Genomic DNA, 22,932 nt, shown 5'->3' with positions numbered 1-22,932 from the left:
CCGACGCGTGGGCATAAGAAGGGCCCGTAACCGCACAGCAGCGGTTACGGGCCCTTCCTTTACGTTGCTTACGCCTCCGGGTTGCGGAGAGCCGCCGCGGCCTGCGCGGCCTTGCGGTCCTTCTCGGCCTGCTCCTCGGCCTCCATCTCGGCGAAGACGTCGATGGGCGGCGGTGCCTTCGCGAGGAAGACCCAGGTCAGATAGACGGCGAGCAGGAACGGCGGGATCTTCAGCGCGATCAGCACCCAGCCGAACTGGGTGGTGTCGGCCCACCAGTAGAGCGGGAAGAGGATCGCGCACTTGGTGAGCAGGATGAGGCCCCAGGCGTAACTGGCCTTGGTGTACGCCTTCTTCCGGCCGGGGTTGCGCGTCCGCCAGGAGAGGTTCTCCTTGAAGACCGGGCCCAGGATCAGGCCGATCAGCGGCACCCCGGCGGCGGCGGTGCCGAGGTAGGCGACGGAGAGCCCCAGCGTGTAGAGCATGCCGGGGAGATAGAAGTCCTTGGCGTCACCCGTCATCATCGCGAAGACGACACCGAAGGCCACCCCGAAGACGCCGCTGAAGGCGTGCTTCATGGTGTCCCGGCGGATCAGCCGGACGACCACCAGGACCAGGGAGACGGCCAGGGCCGCGATGGCCGAGCTGTGCAGGTCCTTGTTGATGGTGAAGATCGTGACGAAGAGCAGCCCGGGCAGGACTGTCTCCACCATGCCGCGCACACCGCCGAAGGCTTCGAAGAGCGCGGCTTCGGTGACCGCCTTCGTCTCCGCGTCCTGCCGGGCGGCATGCTTCCCGCCGGCGTCCTGCCGGTCGGTGGGGTGGGGCTGGTCCGTTTCGGACGTCGGCTTGTCGAGAGACGTCACCGGCTACTCCTTGCCGAGCGGTCGGAGTTCGTATGTGGGGTTGAACAGCACCCGGCGCCCGTGGCTCATGGCGACCCGGCCCGAGGCGATGATCCGGCGGCCGGGCTCTATGCCGACGATCGAGCGGCGGCCCAGCCAGACCACGTCCAGCGGCTCGGTGCCGTCGAAGAGCTCCGCCTCCAGGGCGGGCACTCCGGCCCGGGGGCGGAGGGTGACGGTCCGCAACGTACCAGCCACCTTCACGATCTGCCGGTCGGAGCACTCGGATATCCGGGTGCAGCCGGTGGCCTGGGTGTCCTCCCGCAGCTCCTGGGACTCCAGGTCCTCCTGGGAGCTGGAGAGCCGGTCGAGCATACGGCGGAAGCGGCCGGACGGCCTCTCCGCCCTGCCGGCCTTCTCACGTCGGGGAACAGCACTCATACCCGAAGGGTACCGGTCCCGCGTCACCCGGACGCAGGGCCGGGCGAACCACTCGAAAGGATGAGACGGCGGTCTCAGCCGCGCTCGAAGCGGTACCCCATGCCCGGCTCGGTGACGAAGTGGCGGGGGTGCGAGGGGTCGGCCTCCAGCTTGCGGCGCAGCTGGGCCATGTAGACCCGCAGATAGTTGGTCTCGGTGCCGTAGGAGGGGCCCCAGACCTCCTGGAGGAGCTGTTTCTGGCTGACCAGGCGGCCGCCGTTGCGGACGAGCACCTCCAGGAGGTGCCACTCCGTGGGGGTGAGGCGTACGTCGCGGCCCGCGCGGTGCACCTTCTTCGCCGCCAGGTCGACGGTGAAGCCGGCCGTCTCGACGATCGCCACGTCCTCGGTGACGTCCTGCCCGATCGGCTCCGAGCGGCGTACGGAGGCGCGCAGCCGGGCCAGCAGCTCGTCCATGCCGAACGGCTTGGTGACGTAGTCGTCGGCGCCCGCGTCCAGGGCCTCCACCTTCTCGTCGGAGGTGTGGCGCGCGGAGAGGACGAGGATCGGGACCCGGGTCCAGCCGCGCAGGCCCTTGATCACCTCGACCCCGTCCATGTCGGGCAGCCCGAGGTCGAGGACGACGACGTCGGGGTGGAGGGCGGCGGCGAGCTGGAGGGCGGTCGCCCCGTCGGGGGCGGCGTCGACCTCGTACTGGCGTGCCTTCAGGTTGATCACGAGGGCGCGTACGATCTGCGGCTCGTCGTCGACCACAAGCACCCGGGTCATCGCGGACCTGCCTTTCTGCTGTACGGGGTGTGCGGGATGTGCTGCGGGATGTGCTGGACGGTGTTCGAGGTGTGCGCGGCGTACGGGCCGTGCAGGGCGCCGACGGGAGCGTACGGGGAGGGCGTACGGGAGGTCCCGCGGTACGGGAGAGGCGCGGGGCGTACGCGGGCGCGGGGCGGGCCCGTCATGAGGTGGCCTCGGCGGGGAGGGCCGCCTCGCCCCGGGGGCGCCCGGGTGCGGCGGTGAGCGTCAGGACCATGGTCAGCCCGCCGCCGGGGGTGTCCTCGGCGTCCAGGGTGCCGCCCATCGCCTCGGCGAAGCCCCGGGAGACGGCGAGGCCGAGGCCCACTCCGGCGCCGCGCGGGGCGTCACCGTACCGCTGGAAGGGCTCGAAGATCCGCTCCTTGGCCTCGTCGGGGACGCCGCGCCCCCGGTCGGTGACCCGGAGCTCGACGCGTTCGCCGAGGGCGCTGGCGGCCACCGCGATGCGCTCCCCGGCGGGGCCGTACTTGACGGCGTTCTCGACCACGTTGGCGACGACCCGCTCCAGCAGCCCCGGGTCGACCGCGACCATGGGCAGCGTCTCGGGGATGTCCAGCTCCACGCTGCCCTCGGGGACCCCGCCGAGCGCCATCGGCACCACCTCGTCGAGGTCGATCTCCCGGATCAGCGGGGTCACCGTGCCGGTCTGGAGGCGGGACATGTCCAGCAGGTTGCCGACCAGGTGGTCGAGCCGGTCGGCGCCGTCCTCGATGCCCGCGAGGAGCTCCGCCTCGTCCTCCTCGGACCAGGCCACATCGTCGGAGCGGAGCGAGCTGACGGCGGCCTTGATCCCGGCGAGCGGGGTGCGCAGGTCATGGCTGACGGCGGCGAGCAGCGCGGTCCTGATCCGGTTGCCCTCGGCGAGCCTGCGGGCCTGCTCGGCCTCCCAGACCAGCCGCTGGCGGTCCAGGACGACGGCGGCCTGGGCGGCGAACGCGCCGAGCACCCGGCGGTCCTCGGCGGGCAGCACCCGGCCGGAGAGCGCGAGGGCCATGTTGTCGCCGACCGGCATGTCCACGTCCGCGTCGTCGGGCCGGGCGACCGGGGCGGGCCCCACGGACCCGGCGCAGGTCCACGGGTCGACGTCGCTGGTGCGCTCCAGCAGGGCGACGGACTCCATCGCGAAGGTCTCGCGGACCCGCTCCAGCAGGGCGTCCAGGGCGGTCTCGCCGCGCAGCACGCTGCCCGCCAGGAAGGAGAGGATCTCCGACTCGGCGCGCAGCCGGGCGGCCTGGTGGGTGCGCCGGGCCGCCAGGTCCACCACCGAGGAGACCGCCACGGCCACCGCGAAGAAGATCACGATGGCGACGAAGTTCTCCGGGTCCTGGACGGTCAGGGTGTGGGTCGGCGGGGTGAACCAGTAGTTCAGGAGCATCGAGCCGACGGCGGCCGAGGCGAGGGCGGGCCGGAGTCCGCCGAGCAGGGCCGCGGCGACCGTCAGGAAGAGGAAGAGCAGGACGTCGTTGGCGAGGCCGGGGCCGCTCTCCAGGCTCCGCAGCAGCAGGGAGAGCAGGACCGGGCCGACGACACCGACGAGCCAGCCCGAGATGATCCGGGCCCGTCCGAGCCGGGCGCCGCGGGCGATGGGCAGCCCCCGGCCCTTGGCGACCTCGCCGTGGGTGACGATGTGGACGTCCAGGTCGGGCCCGGACTCCCGGGCGACGGTGGCGCCGACCCCGGGGCCGTAGATGTACTGCCAGGTCTTGCGGCGGCTGGAGCCCAGCACGATCTGGGTGGCGTTGACCCCGCGCGCGAACTCCAGGAGGGCGGCGGGCACGTCGTCGCCGATGACGTGGTGGAACGTTCCGCCGACGTCCTCGACCAGGGTGCGCTGGACGGCGAGCTCCTTGGGCGACGCGGCGGTCAGCCCGTCGCTGCGCGCGATGTAGACGGCGAGGATCTCGCTGCCGGAGCCCTTGGCGGCCATCCGGGAGGCGCGGCGGATGAGCGTACGGCCCTCGGGTCCGCCGGTCAGGCCGACGACGATGCGCTCGCGGGCCTGCCAGGTGGTGCGGATGCCGTGTTCGCCCCGGTACTTCTGGAGGTACTCGTCGGCCCGGTCGGCGGTCCACAGGAGGGCCAGCTCGCGCAGGGCGGTGAGGTTGCCGGGGCGGAAGTAGTTCGACAGGGCGGCGTCCAGCTCGTCGGGGCGGCAGATGTTGCCGTGCGCCAGCCGGCGGCGCAGCGCCTGGGGCGACATGTCGACCAGCTCGATCTGGTCGGCCCGGCGCACCACCTCGTCGGGGACGGTCTCCTGCTGGCGTACGCCGGTGATCGACTCGACGACGTCGCCCAGCGACTCCAGGTGCTGGATGTTGACCGTCGATATGACGTCGATCCCGGCCCGCAGGAGCTCTTCGACGTCCTGCCAGCGCTTGGCGTTGCGGGCGCCGGGGAGGTTGGTGTGGGCCAGCTCGTCCACCAGGGCGACGGCGGGGGCGCGCTCCAGGACGGCGTCGACGTCCATCTCGGACCGGGCGGAGTGCGCCGGGCCGGCCCCGGTGGAGGGGGCCGCCCCGGACCCGGCGGAGTCGGCCGAACCGGTGCCGGTGGAGTGGGGCGAACCGGTCCCGGTGGAGCGGTCCGGGCCGTCCGTGATCTCGCTGCGCCGGACCTGCTCCAGGCCGTGCAGCAGCGCCTCGGTGCGCGGCCGCCCGTGGTGGTTCACGAAGGCCACCACGCAGTCGGTGCCCCGCTCGACCCTGCGGTGGGCCTCGGAGAGCATCGCGTACGTCTTGCCGACGCCCGGTGCCGCGCCCAGGTAGATCCGGAGTGTGCCGCGTCCCATGGCCCCATTGTCTTCTACCGTCCGGCCGTCCTGACCGACGGCCGGTGGCGCCCGGTGCGGCTGCCACCGCCGACGCTACTCCGCTCCGCCCGTGGTCAGGGCACGGACGGAGCGTGAGCGGGCCGCTTTGACGGTTTCCTGACGCAGGGCGGGGCCCGCGGCGAGGGCCTCAGGCGTGTTCCACGATGTGGCCGTCGCTCAGCTCCAGGACCCGGTCGGCCAGACCGAGCAGCTGGGGGTCGTGGGTGGCGACGAGGGCGGTGACGTTCTCGCTGCGCACGACCGCGCGGAGCAGCTCCATCACGGCGAGCCCGGTCTCGGCGTCCAGCTGTCCGGTGGGCTCGTCGGCGATCAGGAGGGCGGGGCGGTTGGCGAGGGCGCGGGCGATGGCGACGCGCTGCTGCTGGCCGCCGGAGAGCTCGCCGGGGCGCTGCTCGGCGTGGTCGGCGAGGCCGACGAGGGAGAGCAGCAGCGCGACCCGCTCCTCGCGCTCGGCCGGGTCGGCCTTGCGCAGCCGCAGCGGTACGCCGATGTTCTCGGCGGCGGTCAGGATCGGGATGAGGCCGAAGGACTGGAAGATGAAGCCGACCCGGTCCCGGCGGAGCTCCAGGAGACCCTTCTCGCCGAGCCCCGCCAGCTCGGTGCCGTCGACGGTGATCCGCCCGCCGTCCGGGGTGTCCAGCCCGCCGACCAGGTTGAGCAGGGTGGTCTTGCCGGAGCCGGAGCGGCCCTTGAGGGCGACCAGCTCGCCCCGGGGTATCTCGAAGGAGACGCCGCGCAGGGCGTGCACGGCGGCGGCTCCGCTCCCGTACGAGCGGTGCAGGTCCTCGACCCGGACCATGGCCGTGCGGGCCGGGTCCTCGGCGAGGGCCGTGCCGGACTGCCCGCTGGTGCTCTCGGTCATGCTGTACCCCCGTACATGTGTTTGCCTGCGTCGTCGCCCGCCAGTATGTGCATGCGGCACACGGTCGGGCAATGGCCGAAGGCCCTCCGGAGGGCCGAAGCACGGAAAAGGCCGGTGGGCCGCACCCCGGAGAGGGGTGCGGCCCACCGGCCGGTACTGATGCCTGCCGGTGCGAGCGGCGGACCGCCGACGCACCGGCCGCCGCTAGCGGACCTCGGTGATCTCCGGTCCGCGCTGGAGCTGGCCCATGCCGCCGGAGAACTTCGAGCCCTCCTGCTCCTCCTGCTGGACGCCCTCGGGCACCATCTGGGCGTCGTTCGGGAGCTTCAGGACGATCGGGTCGCGGGGAGCCATCGGGCCGTCCCCGCGGACCACCACGGTGTCCCGGAAGACCGTCTCCAGCAGGCCCGCGGCCTCCGGCTGGACGGCGCCCTGGCCGGAGATGACACCGCGCAGGAACCAGCGGGGGCCGTCGACACCGACGAAGCGCACCAGCTGGACCCCGTTGGTGCCGTCCGGGAGCTGTACGGGGACCTGCGCGCGCAGCTCCCAGCCCAGCGGGCCCTCGACCTCGTCGATGATGCCGCCCTGCTGGGTGATGCCGGAGGCGATCTCCTCGCGGACCTCGCCCCAGATGCCCTCGCGCTTGGGGGCGGCGAACGCCTGGAGCTGGATGGCGCTGTCGCGCAGCACGACGGTGGCGGCGACGATCGCGTCCCCGGCCACCTCCACCCGCAGCTCCATGCCCTCGACACCGGGGACGAAGATGCCGCCCAGGTCGACCCGGCCCTCGCCGGGCTGGGAGACCTCGGTGCTGTCCCAGGGTCCGTCGGGCCGGGGGGCAGGCGGAAGATTCGTCCGCCGGGCGCCGGTCACGGCCCCGTCGGCGCTCTCGTCGGCGACCTGCTCGGTCTCGCGCACCTCGTCCGCCGCGTCCTCGGCGGAACCACTCTTCTTGCGACGTCCGAACACGTCACTGTCCTTCCCGGTCGGATACGACCGAAGCGTAGCTGTTCCCACCGTGGGTGATCCCGCCCTCGGCGACGTCCACCGACGCATGGCCACCGGTGGACCCGAAGCCCCCTCCGGCCCGCGCCGAGCCGGGAAGTTCCGCCACCTCGTGGAAGCGCACCTTCTCGACCTGCTGGACAACCAGTTGGGCAATCCGGTCGAACCGCTCGAACCGCACGCTCTCGCGCGGATCGAGGTTGACCACGATCACCTTGATCTCCCCACGGTACCCGGCATCCACCGTCCCTGGGGCATTCACGAGGGCCACTCCGCAGCGGGCCGCGAGGCCGGAGCGCGGGTGCACGAAGGCCGCGTACCCGTCGGGCAGGGCGATCGAGACCCCGGTGGGCAGCACCACGCGCTCGCCGGGGGCGAGTTCGGCGGCCTCGGTGGTGACCAGGTCGGCCCCGGCGTCCCCCGGGTGTCCGTACGCCGGAATCGGCACGTCCGGGTCGAGCAGGCGGATCAGTACGTCGACGGGGCTGCGCATCAGGGGTTCACCTCGAAGGCTCGGGCACGCTTGACCTGGTCCGGGTCGGCCATCGCCGCCTGGATCTCGGCGGGCCGCCCGTTCTCGATGAAGTGGTCCACCTTGACCTCGATGAACAGGGCGTCGGCGCGGACGGCGACGGGACCCTCGGGGCCGCCGATGCGGCCGGTGGCCGTGGAGTAGATCTTCCGGCCGTGCACGGCGGTGATGCGGGCGTCCAGGTGCAGCACGGTGTCCACCGGGACGGGGCGCACGAAGTCGGTCTCCAGCCGTCCGGTCACCGCGATGGTGCGCAGCAGCCAGTTCAGCGAGCCGAGGGTCTCGTCCAGCGCGGTGGCGAGGACGCCGCCGTGGGCGAGGCCGGGGGCGCCCTGGTGGGCGGGCTTGACGGTGAACTCGGCGGTCACGCTCACGCCCTCACCGGCCCGCGCCTGGAGGTGCAGGCCGTGCGGCTGTCCCTCGCCGCAGCCGAAGCAGTACTCGTAGTGCGCGCCGAGGAGCTCCCCGGGGGCGGGGGCGTCGGGGTGCCGGACCGGCGCGACGGCGTCGGCCGGGGGTCTCAGAGCCGCTGATGTTCCACTCACAGGCGCAGACCTTACCCGCGCGGCAGTCCGCCGGTCGCGCCGTGCCAAGCTTGCTGTCATGCAGCCTTCCGCACCGCCCTTCGACGAACGTCTCACCGCACCCCGCTCCTGGTGGTTCATCGCCTTCGGGATCGGTGTCGCCTGTGCGCTGATGCTCCTGCCGCTCGGCACCCTGCCGATGCTGGCCGGGCTGGTCGGCGGTACGGCGGCGGCCGCGGCGGCGGTGAGCAGTTACGGCTCCGCCCGTATCCGGGTGGTCGCCGGGGCGCTGGTGGCCGGGGACGCCCGCATTCCGCTCTCCGCGCTCGGGGAGCCCGAGGTGCTGGACGCCGAGGAGGCGCGGGCCTGGCGCACGCACAAGGCGAACGCGCGCGCGTTCATGCTGCTGCGCAGCTATGTGGGGACGGCGGTGCGGGTGGAGGTCACGGACCCGCAGGACCCGACTCCGTACGTCTTCCTCTCCACCCGGGACCCGAAGGGCCTGGCGGCGGCGCTGAGCTCCGTACCGGCGGCCTGAGCGGCCCGGGCGCCCGGAGCGGACCGGGGCGCGGGTCAGGCGCCCTCGATCTCCTTGGGGAGCACGACCGGCACGGCGGGGCGCTCCAGCGGGGGCAGTCCGGTGAGCCGGTCCCAGGGGATCTGCTGCTTGCGCAGGTCGGCCCTGACCTGGTCGGCGAGCTTGCGGGTGTCGCGGCGGTTCATCGTGGCGCCGACGGCGGCGCCGATCATGAACGGGATCAGGTTGGGCAGATTGCGGGCCATGCGCTTGGTGATCTGCTGGCGCAGCTCACGCTTCATCTGGCCGCCCAGGGCCGCGTTGAGCGTGGTGGGCCGGGTGACGTCGATGCCGCGCTCCTCCGTCCACGACGTCAGATACGCGGTGGAGCGCTGGGCGAGATTGCCCGGCGGGCGGCGGCCGTAGACCTCGTGGAGCTCGGCGACGAGCTTCATCTCGATCGCGGCGACGCCGGTGACCTCGGCCGCCAGCTCGGCGAGCATGGCGGGCGGTACGGGCAGCATGGCGGCGGCGCCGATGCCCGCGCCGACGGTGGCACTGGCGCGGCTCGCGCCCAGTACGAGCTTGTCGGCGAGCTCCTCGGGCCCCAGCCCGGGGAACTGCTCGCGCAGGGTGGCGAGATCGCGCACCGGGACGCGGGGAGCCGTTTCGATGATCCGGTCGGCCAGCTGGCCGACCAGGGCACGGGCGCTCTCCCCGCCCTTGCGCACCCCCCGTTTCACTGCGTGCAGGCGGCCTGCCCCGGTCGTGGGCGCCGCCTGGTCCTGCTCTCCGCTCCGGTCCGGCAGATCTGCCGCCCCCGCCACTTCGAGCGAGGCCGAACGGCCCCGCCCGTCGTCGGACGTACCGGAAACACCGGAGGGGTCGGGCAGGGCGGCGGACCGCTCGGCAGACGGGCTGACGCCTGCTGCCGGGCCTGTGCCGCCCTGATTCGCCTCCGGTCCGTGCCGGCGCCAGGGGCGCCGCTTCCGGAACGGTGTGTCGCCTGCCACGGCCGACCCGATCTCAGTCGCAGTCGCGGCAGATGGGCTGACCGTTCTTCTCGCGGGCCAGCTGGCTGCGGTGGTGCACCAGGAAGCAGCTCATGCAGGTGAACTCGTCGGCCTGCTTGGGCAGGACCCGGACGGCCAGCTCCTCGTTGGAGAGGTCCGCGCCGGGCAGCTCGAGTCCTTCGGCCGCGTCGAACTCGTCGACGTCGACGGCGGAGGCCGTCTTGTCGCTCCGACGCGCCTTGAGCTCCTCGAGGCTGTCCTGGTCCACGTCGTCGTCGGTCTTGCGTGGGGTGTCGTAATCCGTCGCCATGTCGCTCTCCCCCTCTTGGGTGTCTAGGTGTCTCAGCGCTCGTAACGCGTGAGAGGCCGGACTTGTGCCCGACCTGAGGCGGAGATTTTGCCTCACATCAAGGTCTGTTACTCAATCGACACCCAACCGGCCGCCTCGGCGAGGCTCGGCTTGGGTGGCGATGGGGACCGTACACGGTCCCGACTGCGCAGTTCACAGGCGCCACCCCGTGTACTTCCCGTGATAACCCCCTCCGAAAACCCGGACGATTACCGGCTTTCCGACCGAGGCGTCATCACGGAGCGTAGATGGCCCCCAAACGGCTTCTGTGATCGATCACACAGGACCCGCCGGGGAACGGGTCCTGAAAATTCCGCTCAAAGCGAACATGAAGATTCGGTGCGGAGTCACACCGCGCAGCCTCTCAGACCGGCAGGGTGACGCGCATCACGAGACCACCGCCCTCGCGGGGCTCCGCGATGATACGGCCTCCGTGGGCCCGCGCGACGGACCGGGCGATCGACAGGCCGAGTCCGACCCCCTTGTCGCTGCCCGTGCGCTCCGTACGCAGCCGCCGGAAGGGCTCGAAGAGGTTGTCGATCTCGTACGCGGGTACCACGGGCCCGGTGTTCGAGACGACCAGCAGGGCCTGGCCGGGCTGGAGGGAGGTGGTGACCTCCACCCAGCCGTCCTCGGCCACGTTGTAGCGCACGGCGTTCTGTACGAGGTTGAGCGCGATCCGCTCCAGCAGGACCCCGTTGCCCTGGACGACGGCACCGGCCCGCTCGCCGCGGATCTCGACGTTCCGCTCCACCGCCTCGGCCCGGGCCTGGTCGATGGCGCGGTCCGCGACCTCGGCGAGGTCGACCGGTTTGCGCTCGATGATCTGGTTGTCGCTGCGGGCCAGCAGCAGCAGGCCCTCGACGAGCTGCTCACTGCGTTCGTTGGTGGCCAGGAGCGTCTTCCCGAGCTGCTGGAGCTCGGGCGGGGCCTGCGGGTCGGAGAGATGGACCTCCAGCAGCGTGCGGTTGATCGCCAGCGGGGTGCGCAGCTCGTGCGAGGCGTTGCCGACGAACCGCTGCTGCGCGGTGAAGGCCCGCTCCAGCCGGTCCAGCATGTCGTCGAAGGTGTCCGCGAGCTCCTTGAGCTCGTCGTCCGGGCCGTCCAGCTCGATCCGCCGGCTGAGGTCCGTACCGGCCACCCTGCGCGCGGTCCGGGTGATCCGGCCCAGCGGGGACAGGACGCGCCCGGCCATGGCGTAGCCGAAGGCGAACGCGATGACGCTGAGGCCGACGAGGGCCAGGAGCGAGCGGTTGAGCAGGGTGTCCAGCGCGGCCTTGCGCTGGTTGTTGACACAGGCGTTCATCGCCGCGTTGAAGTCGTTCGGGCTGGCGTTCGTCGGCAGGTCGCAGATCTCGCTGGTGACCTTGCCGCTGACGATCTCGAACGGCAGCTCGCTGCCGACGTGCAGCGCCTGCGCCGCCAGCATGTAGATGATCGAGAGCAGCAGGATGCCCGCGATCAGGAACATCCCGCCGTACAGCAGCGTGAGCCGTATCCGGATGGTCGGGCGCAGCCAGGGGTACGGAGGCTCCTGGGGCTTGGGCTCCCAGGTGGGCTTCGGGGGGGCCGTCGGAGGGGGCGGGGTGGTGGCCATGGTGCTCAGATCCGGTATCCGGAGCCCGGGACGGTGACGATGACGGGCGGTTCGCCGAGCTTGCGGCGGAGCGTCATGACCGTGACCCGCACCACGTTGGTGAAGGGGTCGGTGTTCTCGTCCCATGCCTTCTCCAGGAGCTGTTCCGCCGAGACGACGGCGCCCTCGCTGCGCATGAGGACCTCCAGCACCGCGAACTCCTTCGGGGCGAGCTGGATCTCCGCGTCGTCCCGGAAGACCTCGCGGCGGTTGGGGTCGAGCTTGATCCCGGCGCGCTCCAGGACGGGCGGCAGGGCGACCGTCGTACGGCGGCCCAGGGCGCGGACCCGGGCGGTCAGCTCGCTGAAGGCGAAGGGCTTGGGCAGATAGTCGTCGGCGCCCAGCTCCAGCCCCTCGACCCGGTCGCTGACGTCACCGGAGGCGGTGAGCATGAGCACCCGGGTGGGCATGCCGAGCTCGACGATCCGGCGGCAGACGTCGTCACCGTGCACCAGAGGAAGGTCCCGGTCCAGCACGACGACGTCGTAGTCGTTGACCCCGACGCGCTCCAGGGCCGCGGCACCGTCGTAGACAACGTCGACGGCCATGGCCTCCCGGCGCAGTCCGGTGGCCACCGCATCGGCGAGCAGCTGCTCGTCCTCGACGACGAGTACGCGCACAGCGCAGTCCTTCCCTCAGGTCCTTCTACGGGTTCACACAGCGAACGGCCCCCAGGGGAGGCCGACTGTGTGCTTCCATCCTGCCCGCAACGCGTATAAACCGGCGGTAAGACGGCGCTGGGACGCCCCGGACCCGGGGAATCCGGCGGATTTACCGGCCAGTTGAGGTTTCCGTGAGGTTGCGCCTGGGGATGAGGGGTTCACACCCGCGATCACGTCCGGCCCGTGGCACGCCACGGCCCCTCTCCGTTTTCCCCGGAGAAGCGGCGAGATCACCCGCCCCTCCGGCTCCCCTGCCGGAGGAATCCCGGGCACACCCCCGTGCCACCGACCCACGATGAGGGGGCGCATCATGGACGCTTTCACCGCAGGTCTGCTGCAACGCATCAAGACGACCGAGTCCGACCTCACGCGGGCTCGCGAGGACGGCGACGACTTCCTGGCGGACGTCGAGCAGGGCGAGCTGGACGACCTGCACCGCCTCGCGGCCGAGCACGGCGTGGAAATCGGCGCCACGAGCGTCTGAGCCGTACGACAGAGGGCCCCGGGAGCCGCCACGGCTCCCGGGGCCCTCTGCTGTGCCGTGCGGCCCGCACAGCTCCCACCAGGGCTTCGGCCGCTCAGTCGTGCCAGGCGCCCAGCTCCTCCAGGGCCGCCTGGAGCGGCTCGAAGACCCCGGGGGTGGCCGCCACCGTGAGGTCGCCGTCGGCGGGCAGCCCGGGACGGCCGCCGGTCAGCGCGCCCGCCTCCCGGGCGATGAGGTCGCCCGCCGCCAGGTCCCAGGGGTGCAGCCCGCGCTCGTAGAAGCCGTCCAGCCGCCCGGCCGCCACATCGCAGAGGTCGACGGCCGCCGACCCGCTGCGCCGGATGTCGCGCAGGCGCGGGATCAGCTGCTGGGCGACCTCCGCCTGGTGGGCGCGGACGTGGCCGACGTAGTTGAAGCCGGTCGAGACGAGGGCCTGGTCGAGCGGCGGGGCGGGGCGGCAGCGCAGGGCGTTGCCGTTCGCGTACGCACCGCCGCCCAGGACCGCCCGGTACGTCTCGCCGCGCATCGGGGCCTCGACGACGCCCACGACCCGCTCGCCGTCGCGCTCGGCGGCGATGGAGACGGCCCAGGTCGGCAGCCCGTAGAGATAGTTCACGGTGCCGTCGAGCGGGTCGATGACCCAGCGGATGCCGGTGGTCCCCGGGGAGCTGGCGCCCTCCTCGCCGAGGAAGCCGTCGTCGGGGCGGAAGTCAGTGAGGTAGCCGGTGATCAGCTTCTCGGCGGCGATGTCCATCTCGGTGACCACGTCGATGGGGCTGGACTTGGTCGCGGCCACCCCCAGGTCGGCGGGGCGGCCGTCGCGCAGCAGGGCTCCGGCACGGCGCGCGGCCTCCAGGGCGAGGTCGAGCAGTTCGGTCAGGGCGGGGTCGGTCACGGTGCTCCCAGGGGCTCGACGGGACGGACAGGGGCTTCGGATCGGGGACGGACAGAGGCTTTACGCATACGGGCTGTCGGCACCCGCCGCGGCCGGTTTGGGGGCCCTGGCCGGGCAGCAGCCGACCGGGCAGAGGTCGTGGGAGGGGCCGAGGGAGCCCAGCGCACAGGGCTTCACATCACGCCCCCGCTCACGCTCGGCGCGCTCCAGGAGCAGGTCCCGTACGGCGGCGGCGAAGCGCGGGTCGTCGCCCACGGTCGCGGACCGGCGGACCGGCAGGCCCAGTTCGGCGGCCTTCGCGGTGGCCTCGGTGTCGAGGTCGTACAGGACCTCCATGTGGTCCGAGACGAAGCCGATGGGCGCCATCACGACGGCGGGGACGCCCTCGCCGTGCAGCGTCTCCAGGTGGTCGCAGATGTCGGGCTCCAGCCACGGGATGTGCGGGGCGCCGCTGCGGGACTGGTAGACGAGCTGCCAGGGGTGCTCGATGCCGGTCTCCTCCCGCACCGCCTCCACGATCAGCCGGGCCACGTCCAGGTGCTCCGCGACGTACGCGCCGCCGTCGCCGTGGTCCTCCATGGGGCCGGAGGCGTCGGCGGCGGAGGTCGGGATGGAGTGCGTGGTGAAGGCGAAGTGGGCGCCCGCGCGGACGTCCTCGGGGAGGTCGGCCAGCGAGGCGAGCACGCCGTCGGTCATGGGCCGTACGAAACCGGGGTGGTTGAAGTAGTGGCGGAGCTTGTCCACGCGCGGCACGTCCAGTCCCTCCGCCTCCAGGGCGGCCAGGGCCTCCGCGAGGTTCTCGCGGTACTGGCGGCAGCCCGAGTACGAGGCGTACGCGCTGGTGGCGAGGACGGCGATGCGGCGGTGCCCGTCGGCGGTCATCTCGCGCAGGGTGTCGGTGAGGTACGGCGCCCAGTTGCGGTTGCCCCAGTAGACCGGCAGGTCCAGGCCGTGGCCGGCGAAGTCCTTGCGCAGGGCCTCCAGCAGCGCGCGGTTCTGGGCGTTGATCGGGCTGACCCCGCCGAAGAGGAAGTAGTGCTGCCCGACCTCCTTGAGCCGTTCCTCCGGGATGCCCCGGCCACGGGTCACGTTCGCGAGGAACGGAACCACGTCGTCCGGGCCCTCGGGACCGCCGAAGGAGAGCAGCAGCAGGGCGTCGTAGGGAGCGGGATCGCGCAGATCGGACATGACACCGATCCTGCCACCCGCCACTGACAGGGCGGCAACCGACATCCGACGCCCCGTCGGCAAGTGCCGGAACCAGGAGTTCACCCGCCGTAGGCAGGAAGTCGGAAGCAACCGGGGCCCCGCGTTCACGCGCCGTTGCGCACGCCTCCCGCGCGCCCCGAAATCGGTGTCCGGCACATCCGCACGGCCGTAAGCTGTATCAGCCAGCTACACGCATGACAGGCACGACCGGAGCACCTCTTGCCCAGCCCCTACCGCACGATCTTCGCCGCCCCCGGTTCCAAGGGGTTCTCCGCCGCCGGGTTCTTCGGACGGATGCCGCTGTCCATGATGGGCATCGGCGTCGTGACCATGATCTCCCAGCTCACCGGCCGCTACGGGCTGGCCGGGGCGCTCACCGCGACGCTGGCCATGGCGGCCGCGGTCTTCGGTCCGCAGGTCTCGCGCCTGGTCGACCGGTACGGGCAGCGGCGGGTGCTGCGCCCCACCACGCTGGTCGCGGTGGCGGCCGTGGCGGGGCTGCTGATCTGCGCCCAGCAGGGGGCGCCGGACTGGACGCTGTTCGTCTTCGCGGCGGGCGCGGGCTGTGTGCCGAGCGTGGGGTCGATGGTCCGGGCCCGCTGGGCGGCGATCTACCGGGGGGCCGACCGCGAGCTGCACACGGCGTACTCCTGGGAGTCGATCGTCGACGAGGTGTGCTTCATCTTCGGCCCGATCATCTCGATCGGGCTCTCCACCGCCTGGTTCCCGGAGGCCGGTCCGCTGATCGCCGCCGTCTTCCTGCTGATCGGGGTCTTCTGGCTGACCGCCCAGCGCGCCACCGAGCCCGTCCCGCACCCCAAGTCGCAGCACACCGGCGGCTCGGCGCTGCGCTCGCCGGGGCTCCAGGTCCTGGTGGCGACCTTCGTGGCGACGGGCGCGATCTTCGGGGGCGTGGACGTGGTGACCGTGGCGTTCGCCGACGAGAGCGGCCACAAGGCGGCGGCCTCGCTCGTGCTCGCCGTCTACGCGCTCGGTTCCTGTCTGGCAGGGGCCGTCTTCGGGCTGCTCCACCTGAAGGGGAAGCCCGCGACCAGGTGGCTGGTGGGTGTCTGCGCGATGGCCGTGAGTATGATCCCCCTCCAACTGGCCGGGAACCTCGCGTTGCTGGCCGTGGCGCTCTTTGTCGCGGGCCTCGCCATCGCACCGACGATGGTGACCACCATGGCCCTCGTCGAAGCGCACGTACCGCGCACCAAGCTGACCGAGGGCATGACCTGGACCAGTACCGGGCTCGCGGTCGGAGTGGCGCTCGGCTCCTCGGCCGCAGGCTGGGTGGTCGACGCCGCCGGGGCGAAGGCGGGGTACGCGGTGCCCGTCGCGGCGGGGGCGCTCGCGGCGGCGGTGGCGTTCCTGGGGTACCGCCGGCTGGCGAAGCCGGCTCCTACCGGAGGGCGCGGGGAAGATGACCGACACCTACGCACGGACGACGACGAGCGCGTGGCGTAACTGGGCGGGGACCGTCACCGCCCGGCCCGCCAGGACCGAGTCCCCCGCATCCGTGGACGAGCTGGTGGACGTGGTGCGCCGGGCGCACGCGGACGGCCTCACGGTGAAGCCGGTCGGCACCGGCCACTCCTTCACGGCCACCGCCGCCACCGACGGGGTGCTGATACGCCCGGATCTGCTCACCGGCATCCGGGACATCGACCGAAAGGCGATGACCGTCACCGTGGAGGCGGGCACTCCGCTCAAGCGCCTCAACACCGCGCTCGCCCGTGAGGGGCTCTCGCTCACGAACATGGGCGACATCATGGAGCAGACGATCGCCGGGGCGACCTCCACCGGAACACACGGCACCGGCCGTGACTCGGCGTCGATATCCGCCCAGATCCGCGCCCTGGAGCTGGTCACCGCCGACGGCACGGTGCTGGTCTGCTCGGAGCGGGAGAACCCGGAGGTGTTCGCCGCCGCACGGGTCGGGCTGGGCGCCCTCGGGGTGATCACCGCCGTCACCCTCGCCGTGGAGCCGGTCTTCCTGCTGACCGCCCGCGAGGAGCCGATGACCTTCGACCGGGTCACGGCCGACTTCGACCAGCTGGTGGCCGAGAACGAGCACTTCGAGTTCTACTGGTTCCCGCACACCGGCAACTGCAACACCAAGCGCAACAACCGCAGCGCGGGCCCCGCCGCCCCGCCCGGCAGGGTGAGCGGCTGGATCGACGACGAGCTGCTCTCCAACGGCATCTTCCAGGTGGCCTGTTCCGTCGGCAGGGCGATCCCGCCGGTCATCCCCTCGATCGCCAGGCTCTCCAGCCGCGCGCTGTCGGCCCGGACCTACACCGACATCCCGTACAAGGTGTTCACCAGCCCGCGCCGGGTGAGGTTCGTGGAGATGGAGTACGCCGTTCCGCGCGAGCGGGCCGTGGCGGCGCTGCGGGAGCTGAAGGCGATGGTCGAGCGCTCACCGCTGAAGATCAGCTTCCCGGTCGAGGTGCGGACCGCGCCCGCCGACGACATGGCCCTCTCGACGGCGTCGGGCCGCGACAGCGCGTACATCGCCGTCCACCTCTACAAGGGCACGCCCCACCGCTCGTACTTCACGGCGGTCGAGCGGATCATGACCGCGTACGCGGGCCGCCCGCACTGGGGCAAGATCCACACCCGGGACGCCGCGTATCTGGCGGAGGTCTACCCGCGCTTCGGCGAGTTCACCGCCGTACGCGACCGGCTCGACCCGGACCGGATGTTCGGCAACGACTACCTGCGCCGCGTCCTCGGCGACTGAGCCCCCGGTACGCCGCCGGGGCGGCTGAGCCACGGTACGCGGCCGGGGCGGCCGGGCCCGTTACGCCGTCGGCCCCCTCGCGACCGAATCGATCCGGTCGCGAGGGGGCCGATGTGCTGTCCGGTACGCCGGTCACTCGGCTCCGGTGCCGTTGGCGGGCGGGGCCTGCTCGCCCTGGCCGGGGGCACCGCCGGTGCCCGTGCCGGTCGTCGGGTCGGGTGCGCCGGTTCCGGCGTCGCCGGAGGCGGAGGGGGTCGGCGTCGGGGCGGGCGTGGTCGGGCCGCCACCGGAGCCGGAGGGGGTCGGCGTGGGCGTGGAGCCGGTGTCCGGGACCTCGCCGCCCGTGCCCGTACCGGGGTCCGGGCTCGGGCCGGTGCCGTTGCCGGGGTCGGTGGCCGGGGCGGAACCGGTGCCGGTGCCGTCGCCGTCGCCGTCGCCGAGGGTCGGCCGCCGGTCCTCTCCCCCGTCCTGGCCGGTCTCGCCGGAGGGCGTGGGACCCGCCGGTCCGGAGTCGCGGTCGCCGCCACCGCGGACGACGGAGCTGAGGGTGGTGCCCTCACCGCCGCCGAGCTTGGTGTCGGAGAGCGCCTCGAAGGCGGTGATCCCGGCCATGGACACGGCGAAGACGGCCGCCGCCGCGAGCGCGGGCCGCTTCCAGCCGCGCAGCCGGGTGCCGTGGGTGGTGCCGTCGGTGAACGCGTCGCCAGTGGGGACGGCACCGGTTCCGGCCGGGCCCGGTACGGCCTGCGGCAGGACCTGCGTACGGTCCCCGACCGGCGGCAGCGCCTGCGTACGGTCCCCGATCTGCCGCAGCAGCCGCGTACGGTCCGGGTCCGGTCCGGCACCCGCCGCCTCCGGCTGCGCCCGCAGCATCCGGGTCCGGGCGTCGCCGAGGTCCAGCAGCTGGGTCCGGTCCGTATCGGCGGCGGGCTTCGGCAGCCGCGTGCCCTCCGCGTCCGGACCCGTCTCCGGGACCACCTCCGGGACCGTGCCCGGGCCGACCGTGGGCAGCACCGTGGTGGCGTCGTCCGCCGGGGCCGGTACGGGCTCCGGGTCCGTCCGCCGCTCGGCGGCTCTGCGCCCCGAGGGCGTCGTCTCCTTGGTGTGCACCGTCACCTGGCGGCCCTCCGGGTGGGTCACCTGGACCGTCACCTCACGGATCTGCTCACCGGTACGGCGGAAGAAGTGCTGGAAGACGGAGCCCCCGCAGGTGGCGACGACGCTCATCACGCCGGCCCCGGCGATGGTGCCGTACACGCCCAGCTGCGAGGCCGCCACGGCTGCCGCGACGGCCGCCACGGCACTCCCGGCGACCTGCGGCAGACTCAGATCTATGCGCCTTTCCTTGGGTTCTGTGTCACTTTCCGGCTTCTGAACCATTACCAGCCCCTGCTTGACATCTCTCCCACCATGCAACAGGAAGGGACAAATGAGCGAAGTGGATAGTTCCGTTTCCGGCGATTGTGTGAAGCACAACACGCATCAGGGGCATTTCGCGGAGAACCGGGTAAGCCAACTCCCATGCCTCCCGAGAAGTTCGGCGGCGTGCCGGTCCACCCAAGTGGCCCGAATGGAGTACCGTACGAGCCCTGGGGCGGACTCCCACTAGGGAGATCCGCAGCTACGGGAGGGGGCCGGCAGCGGCACTCGAACCGGCGGCGCCGAGGCAGGGCACGGGTGTTTGCTGCACAGAGCGACCAAATCGGTCACTTTGGGACGCAAGAGACAACCGTGCCATGGCGGCGTTCCAGGGCGAGCGCCCGACACGCCGGGCAACTTGGCAAGGTTGTGGCAGGCTGCACCCGGGCAGGTCACACTCGACTAGCGGAAGCAGCGACGCACGTGACGTCGGCAGGCACCACCCGGGAGGTCCCCATGCCCGAACTGCGTGTCGTGGCCGTCTCCAACGACGGCACACGACTGGTGCTCAAGGCTGCGGACAGCACGGAATACACGCTTCCGATCGATGAGCGGCTGCGCGCCGCCGTGCGCAACGACCGCGCCCGGCTCGGCCAGATCGAGATCGAGGTGGAGAGCCACCTCCGCCCCCGCGACATCCAGGCCCGTATAAGGGCCGGTGCCTCCGCGGAGGAGGTCGCTCAGTTCGCCGGTATCCCGGTCGACCGTGTGCGCCGCTTCGAGGGCCCCGTGCTCGCGGAGCGCGCCTTCATGGCCGAGCGGGCCCGGAAGACCCCCGTGCGCCGTCCCGGCGAGAACACCGGCCCCCAGCTCGGCGAGGCGGTGAAGGAGAGGCTCCTGCTGCGCGGCGCCGACAAGGAGACCGTCCAGTGGGACTCCTGGCGCCGTGACGACGGCACCTGGGAAGTCCTGCTGGTCTACCGGGTCGCGGGCGAACCGCACTCGGCGAGCTGGACCTACGATCCGCCGCGCAGGCTGGTCCAGGCCGTCGACGACGAGGCGCGTTCGCTGATCGGGGAGACCGACGACGCGGCGCCCGAGCCGAGCTTCCCGTTCGTGCCCCGGATCGCCCGGCTGCCGCGCGACCGGCCGCTGGACCGTGCGCTCGACCGGCAGATCGAGCGCCATGCGGAGCGGCCCGTACCGGCTCCCGAGCCGGAGGAGTACGTGAGCAGCGCCTCGGCCGGTGAGCGGGACTCGCTGACCAGCCTGCTGGAGGCGGTGCCGAGCTTCCGCGGCGACATGGTCGTGCCGGAGCGGCCCGTCCAGCCCGAGCCGCCCGCGCTCGAACCGGCCGCCGAGGAGAGCGAGGCGGACGAGGAACCCGCCGCCGCGGCCTCCGCCGGTGCCGGTTCGGCGTACGCGGATGTGCTGATGCCGAGGGCGGTGGCCGGTCACCGCGACCGGCTGACCGGGACGACGGACCGTCAGGCCGAGGCGGACGGGGTCCGGCCAGGGCGCCGGGCCGCCGTGCCGAGCTGGGACGAGATCGTCTTCGGCACCCGCCGCAAGAAGCAGGACTGACCTGAGGTGACGGTCGGCAGGAGAGGGGCCCGTACGCGATCGCGTACGGGCCCCTCTCCGTCCTCCCCTCGCCCCTTACCGCGGGTCCGGGCCCGTGGCGACCGGGCGGGCCGGGTCGGCGGACCACTCGGACCAGGAGCCCGGGTAGAGCGCGGCGCGGATTCCGGCGATCTCCAGGGCCAGCACCTCATGGGCGCCGGAGACCCCCGAGCCGCAGTAGACGCCGACGGACTCGCCGGTCTTCCCCGCGCCCAGTGCGGCGAACTGCTCGGCGAGGCGTTCGGCCGGAAGGTAGCGCCCGTCCTCGGCGACGTTCGACGTGGTCGGCGCGGAGACGGCACCGGGGATGTGGCCGCCGACGCGGTCGATCGGCTCGACATCGCCCCGGTAGCGCTCGGCCGCCCGTGCGTCCAGGAGCAGACCCGAACGGGCGAGGGCGGCGGCCCCGTCCGCGTCCAGGGTGGGCAGGGCTCCGGGTTCCGGCCGGAAATCGCCCTCGTCCGGGTCCGGGATCTCGGTGGTGAGGCCGCCGGTCCACGCGGCCAGGCCGCCGTCCAGGACCCGTACGTCCGGGTGCCCCGTCCAGCGCAGCAGCCACCAGGCGCGGGCGGCGGCCCAGCCCTGGCCGCCGTCGTAGACCACGACCGGGGTGGACTGCCCGACCCCGGCGCGGCGCATCACGGCACCGAAGTCCTCCGGGTCCGGGAGGGGATGACGGCCGCCGCTGCCCGCCGGTCCGGCCAGTTCCGTGTCGAGGTCGACGAAGACGGCACCGGGCAGATGGCCGGCCTCGTAGGCGGGGCGGCCGTGCGGACCGCCCAACTGCCAGCGGACGTCCAGGAGCACCGGGGGCCGCGGTCCCGCCGACTCGCTCGCGTATTCGGATGCGGTAATGATGGGCTTCATGGGTGCCATCCTCGCGCAGCGGGCAGGGCACCCGTACCGGCGACCGGACGGGTACACCCCGCCGAAGCGGTCTCGCCCCGGCGGGATACCGGAGGACGCGGCGCGGCCGGAGCCGCTCCGGCGCCGGGTGGTGCGAGCATCTGCACGGGGTGTACGGACCCCGTCCCGACCCGGGACGGCGTATCCGCCCCCGTTCCCCCGTACGGCCACACAACGGTCCGAGGAGAGACAAGACGATGACCGAGGCTGCTGCCCGGCGCACGCCCGGAACCCCTTGCTGGGTGAGTCTGATCGTGCACGGCCTGACCGCGACCCAGGAGTTCTACGGAGCCCTGTTCGGCTGGGAGTTCCGGCCGGGGCCCGACCAGCTGGGCCCCTATGTCCGCGGGCTGCTCGACGGGAAGGAGGTCGCGGGCATCGGCCAGCTGCCGCCCGACCGGCACCTCCCGATCGCCTGGACCACCTATCTGGCGACGGACGACGCGGACCTGACGGCCGAGGTGATCCGCTCCTGCGGCGGCACGGTCGCGGTCGGCCCGCTGGACGCGGGCGAGGCGGGGCGGCTCGTCATCGCCTCGGACCCGGGCGGGGCGGTCTTCGGCGCCTGGCAGGGTTCGGAGCACATCGGGACCATGACGGCGGGCATCCCCGGCACCCCCGTCTGGAACGAGCTGGTGACCCGGGAGACCTCGATGGTCGCGAAGTTCTACCAGACGGTCTTCGGCTACGAGACCGAGGCGGTGGTCTCCGCCGACTTCGACTACCAGACCCTGCACCTGGGCGGCAGCCCGGTGGCCGCACTGCACGGGGTGGGCCAGGCGCTGCCGCGCGACCGGGGCCCGCACTGGATGACGTACTTCGAGGTCGCCGACGTCGACGAGTCCGCCGCCCGGGTGGTGGAGCTGGGCGGGCACATCCTCCAGCCGCCGCGCGAGGGGGCGAGCGGCAGGCTGGCGGCGGTGGCCGATCCGGAGGGCGCAGCCTTCACGATCGTACGGACGTCCGAGGGCTGAGGGCCTCAGCCCTCGGCGGCCACCGGGAGCACGTCCGGGGAGAGGGCTCCGGCGCGGGCGGTCTCGGCGGTGAGCCTGCGGCGGTGGTGGCGTCGGCACAGCACCTCGTACCCGACCTCGCCCGCCTGCCGGTTGACGTCTCCGACGACCACCTGGGCGCCCTCGACGACCATTTCGCCGTCCACCGTACGGGCGTTGTGCGTGGCGCGGGCGCCGCACCAGCAGAGCGCCTCGACCTGGAGGGCCTCTATCCGGTCGGCCAGCTCGATCAGCCGCTGGGAGCCGGGGAAGAGCTTGGTGCGGAAGTCCGTGGTGATGCCGAACGCGAAGACATCCAGGCCCAGATCGTCGACGACCCGGGCCAACTGGTCGATCTGGACCGGGGCGAGGAACTGCGCCTCGTCCACGATCACATAGTCGACCCGGCCGCCGCGGCTGACCCGGTCGACGATGTGCGCGTACACGTCCATGCCCTCGTCGGCCTCGACGGCGTCCGTCACCAGGCCGAGCCGGGAGGAGAGCTTGCCCTGCCCCGCCCGGTCGTCGCGGGTGAAGATCACACCCTGGAGGCCGCGCGCGGAGCGGTTGTGACCGATCTGCAGGGCCAGCGTGCTCTTTCCGCAGTCCATGGTTCCGGAGAAGAACACCAGCTCGGGCATGAGGGGTCGAGCACCTTTCAGAACAGCGGATCGGAACAGTGGGGGGAGAAAC

Annotated in this window: 23 protein-coding genes; 6 read left to right on the top strand and 17 right to left on the bottom strand. The window is 72.6% G+C overall.

Features of this window, described 5'->3' with window-relative positions:
* Window positions 1-68 precede the first annotated feature (68 nt).
* The 8 genes from B7C62_28765 to B7C62_28730 form a co-directional block, all read right to left on the bottom strand.
* The gene (locus B7C62_28765) at window positions 69-863 is read right to left on the bottom strand and encodes a hypothetical protein (GenBank protein ARF75810.1); all 795 of its coding nucleotides are present in this window, start codon (window positions 861-863) and stop codon (window positions 69-71) included.
* Window positions 864-866: 3 nt separating this feature from the next.
* Entirely contained in the window at window positions 867-1,217 is a 351-nt protein-coding gene (locus tag B7C62_28760; protein ID ARF75809.1) for a DNA-binding protein, read from the bottom strand.
* Window positions 1,218-1,357: 140 nt separating this feature from the next.
* Window positions 1,358-2,050, bottom strand: a complete 693-nt coding sequence (locus B7C62_28755) for a DNA-binding response regulator (GenBank protein ARF75808.1) — start codon at window positions 2,048-2,050, stop codon at window positions 1,358-1,360.
* Window positions 2,051-2,234: 184 nt separating this feature from the next.
* Window positions 2,235-4,880: a histidine kinase gene (locus tag B7C62_28750; GenBank protein ID ARF75807.1), complete on the bottom strand. Its 2,646-nt coding sequence runs from the start codon at window positions 4,878-4,880 to the stop codon at window positions 2,235-2,237.
* Between the two features lie 169 nt (window positions 4,881-5,049).
* A complete protein-coding gene (locus B7C62_28745) occupies window positions 5,050-5,784 on the bottom strand; it encodes an ABC transporter (protein ID ARF75806.1) in 735 nt (244 codons plus the stop codon).
* Between the two features lie 204 nt (window positions 5,785-5,988).
* Window positions 5,989-6,756: a hypothetical protein gene (locus B7C62_28740; protein ARF75805.1), complete on the bottom strand. Its 768-nt coding sequence runs from the start codon at window positions 6,754-6,756 to the stop codon at window positions 5,989-5,991.
* 1 nt (window position 6,757) lies between these two features.
* Entirely contained in the window at window positions 6,758-7,285 is a 528-nt protein-coding gene (locus B7C62_28735) for a deoxyuridine 5'-triphosphate nucleotidohydrolase (protein ID ARF75804.1), read from the bottom strand.
* On the bottom strand, window positions 7,285-7,869 hold the full coding sequence (locus B7C62_28730; protein ID ARF75803.1) for a thioesterase: 585 nt from the start codon (window positions 7,867-7,869) through the stop codon (window positions 7,285-7,287). Before B7C62_28730 ends, B7C62_28735 begins: the two co-directional genes overlap by 1 nt.
* Window positions 7,870-7,927: 58 nt before the next feature.
* Here B7C62_28730 and B7C62_28725 point away from each other — a divergent pair, with 58 nt between their 5' ends.
* Window positions 7,928-8,386 carry a hypothetical protein gene (locus B7C62_28725; GenBank protein ARF75802.1) on the top strand — a complete coding sequence of 153 codons (459 nt, stop codon included), beginning with the start codon at window positions 7,928-7,930 and terminating at the stop codon, window positions 8,384-8,386.
* A gap of 35 nt (window positions 8,387-8,421) precedes the next feature.
* Here the strand turns inward: B7C62_28725 and B7C62_28720 are convergent, their stop codons facing one another.
* From B7C62_28720 to B7C62_28705, 4 genes are all read right to left on the bottom strand, one after another.
* Complete coding sequence (locus B7C62_28720) at window positions 8,422-9,378, bottom strand: hypothetical protein (GenBank protein ID ARF75801.1); 957 nt, start codon at window positions 9,376-9,378, stop codon at window positions 8,422-8,424.
* Window positions 9,379-9,391: 13 nt separating this feature from the next.
* A complete protein-coding gene (locus B7C62_28715; GenBank protein ARF75800.1) occupies window positions 9,392-9,688 on the bottom strand; it encodes a dUTPase in 297 nt (98 codons plus the stop codon).
* 403 nt (window positions 9,689-10,091) lie between these two features.
* Entirely contained in the window at window positions 10,092-11,324 is a 1,233-nt protein-coding gene (locus B7C62_28710) for a two-component sensor histidine kinase (GenBank protein ARF75799.1), read from the bottom strand.
* 5 nt (window positions 11,325-11,329) lie between these two features.
* Window positions 11,330-11,983, bottom strand: a complete 654-nt coding sequence (locus B7C62_28705; GenBank protein ID ARF75798.1) for a DNA-binding response regulator — start codon at window positions 11,981-11,983, stop codon at window positions 11,330-11,332.
* A 337-nt stretch (window positions 11,984-12,320) separates the two neighbouring features.
* Here B7C62_28705 and B7C62_28700 point away from each other — a divergent pair, with 337 nt between their 5' ends.
* Window positions 12,321-12,509 (top strand): hypothetical protein, encoded by a 189-nt coding sequence (locus tag B7C62_28700; GenBank protein ID ARF75797.1) that lies wholly within the window; start codon window positions 12,321-12,323, stop codon window positions 12,507-12,509.
* Window positions 12,510-12,603: 94 nt separating this feature from the next.
* On the opposite strand, the gene B7C62_28695 is transcribed toward B7C62_28700, so the two are convergent.
* On the bottom strand, window positions 12,604-13,404 hold the full coding sequence (locus B7C62_28695; GenBank protein ARF75796.1) for an inositol monophosphatase: 801 nt from the start codon (window positions 13,402-13,404) through the stop codon (window positions 12,604-12,606).
* 60 nt (window positions 13,405-13,464) lie between these two features.
* Window positions 13,465-14,592: a ferrochelatase gene (locus B7C62_28690; protein ARF75795.1), complete on the bottom strand. Its 1,128-nt coding sequence runs from the start codon at window positions 14,590-14,592 to the stop codon at window positions 13,465-13,467.
* Between the two features lie 240 nt (window positions 14,593-14,832).
* Between B7C62_28690 and B7C62_28685 the strand changes: the two genes are divergently transcribed.
* Together B7C62_28685 and B7C62_28680 are read left to right on the top strand one after the other, a co-directional pair.
* A complete protein-coding gene (locus B7C62_28685; GenBank protein ARF75794.1) occupies window positions 14,833-16,080 on the top strand; it encodes an MFS transporter in 1,248 nt (415 codons plus the stop codon).
* Window positions 16,037-17,359: an FAD-linked oxidoreductase gene (locus B7C62_28680; GenBank protein ARF75793.1), complete on the top strand. Its 1,323-nt coding sequence runs from the start codon at window positions 16,037-16,039 to the stop codon at window positions 17,357-17,359. The genes B7C62_28685 and B7C62_28680 overlap by 44 nt, the downstream gene beginning before the upstream one ends.
* Before the next feature lie 132 nt (window positions 17,360-17,491).
* Here B7C62_28680 and B7C62_28675 read toward each other — a convergent pair whose 3' ends face one another.
* On the bottom strand, window positions 17,492-18,739 hold the full coding sequence (locus B7C62_28675) for a hypothetical protein (GenBank protein ID ARF75792.1): 1,248 nt from the start codon (window positions 18,737-18,739) through the stop codon (window positions 17,492-17,494).
* 495 nt (window positions 18,740-19,234) lie between these two features.
* Between B7C62_28675 and B7C62_28670 the strand changes: the two genes are divergently transcribed.
* Window positions 19,235-20,302 carry a DNA-binding protein gene (locus B7C62_28670; protein ARF77413.1) on the top strand — a complete coding sequence of 356 codons (1,068 nt, stop codon included), beginning with the start codon at window positions 19,235-19,237 and terminating at the stop codon, window positions 20,300-20,302.
* A 75-nt stretch (window positions 20,303-20,377) separates the two neighbouring features.
* Here B7C62_28670 and B7C62_28665 read toward each other — a convergent pair whose 3' ends face one another.
* Window positions 20,378-21,208, bottom strand: a complete 831-nt coding sequence (locus tag B7C62_28665; protein ID ARF75791.1) for a sulfurtransferase — start codon at window positions 21,206-21,208, stop codon at window positions 20,378-20,380.
* 236 nt (window positions 21,209-21,444) lie between these two features.
* Here B7C62_28665 and B7C62_28660 point away from each other — a divergent pair, with 236 nt between their 5' ends.
* Window positions 21,445-22,221 (top strand): glyoxalase/bleomycin resistance/extradiol dioxygenase family protein, encoded by a 777-nt coding sequence (locus tag B7C62_28660; protein ID ARF75790.1) that lies wholly within the window; start codon window positions 21,445-21,447, stop codon window positions 22,219-22,221.
* A gap of 5 nt (window positions 22,222-22,226) precedes the next feature.
* Here B7C62_28660 and B7C62_28655 read toward each other — a convergent pair whose 3' ends face one another.
* On the bottom strand, window positions 22,227-22,880 hold the full coding sequence (locus tag B7C62_28655) for a thymidine kinase (protein ID ARF75789.1): 654 nt from the start codon (window positions 22,878-22,880) through the stop codon (window positions 22,227-22,229).
* Window positions 22,881-22,932: the final 52 nt, after the last annotated feature.

The organism is Kitasatospora albolonga (assembly GCA_002082585.1).
Lineage (GTDB): Bacteria > Actinomycetota > Actinomycetes > Streptomycetales > Streptomycetaceae > Streptomyces > Streptomyces stephensoniae.
This window is presented reverse-complemented; position numbering and strand designations above follow the sequence as displayed.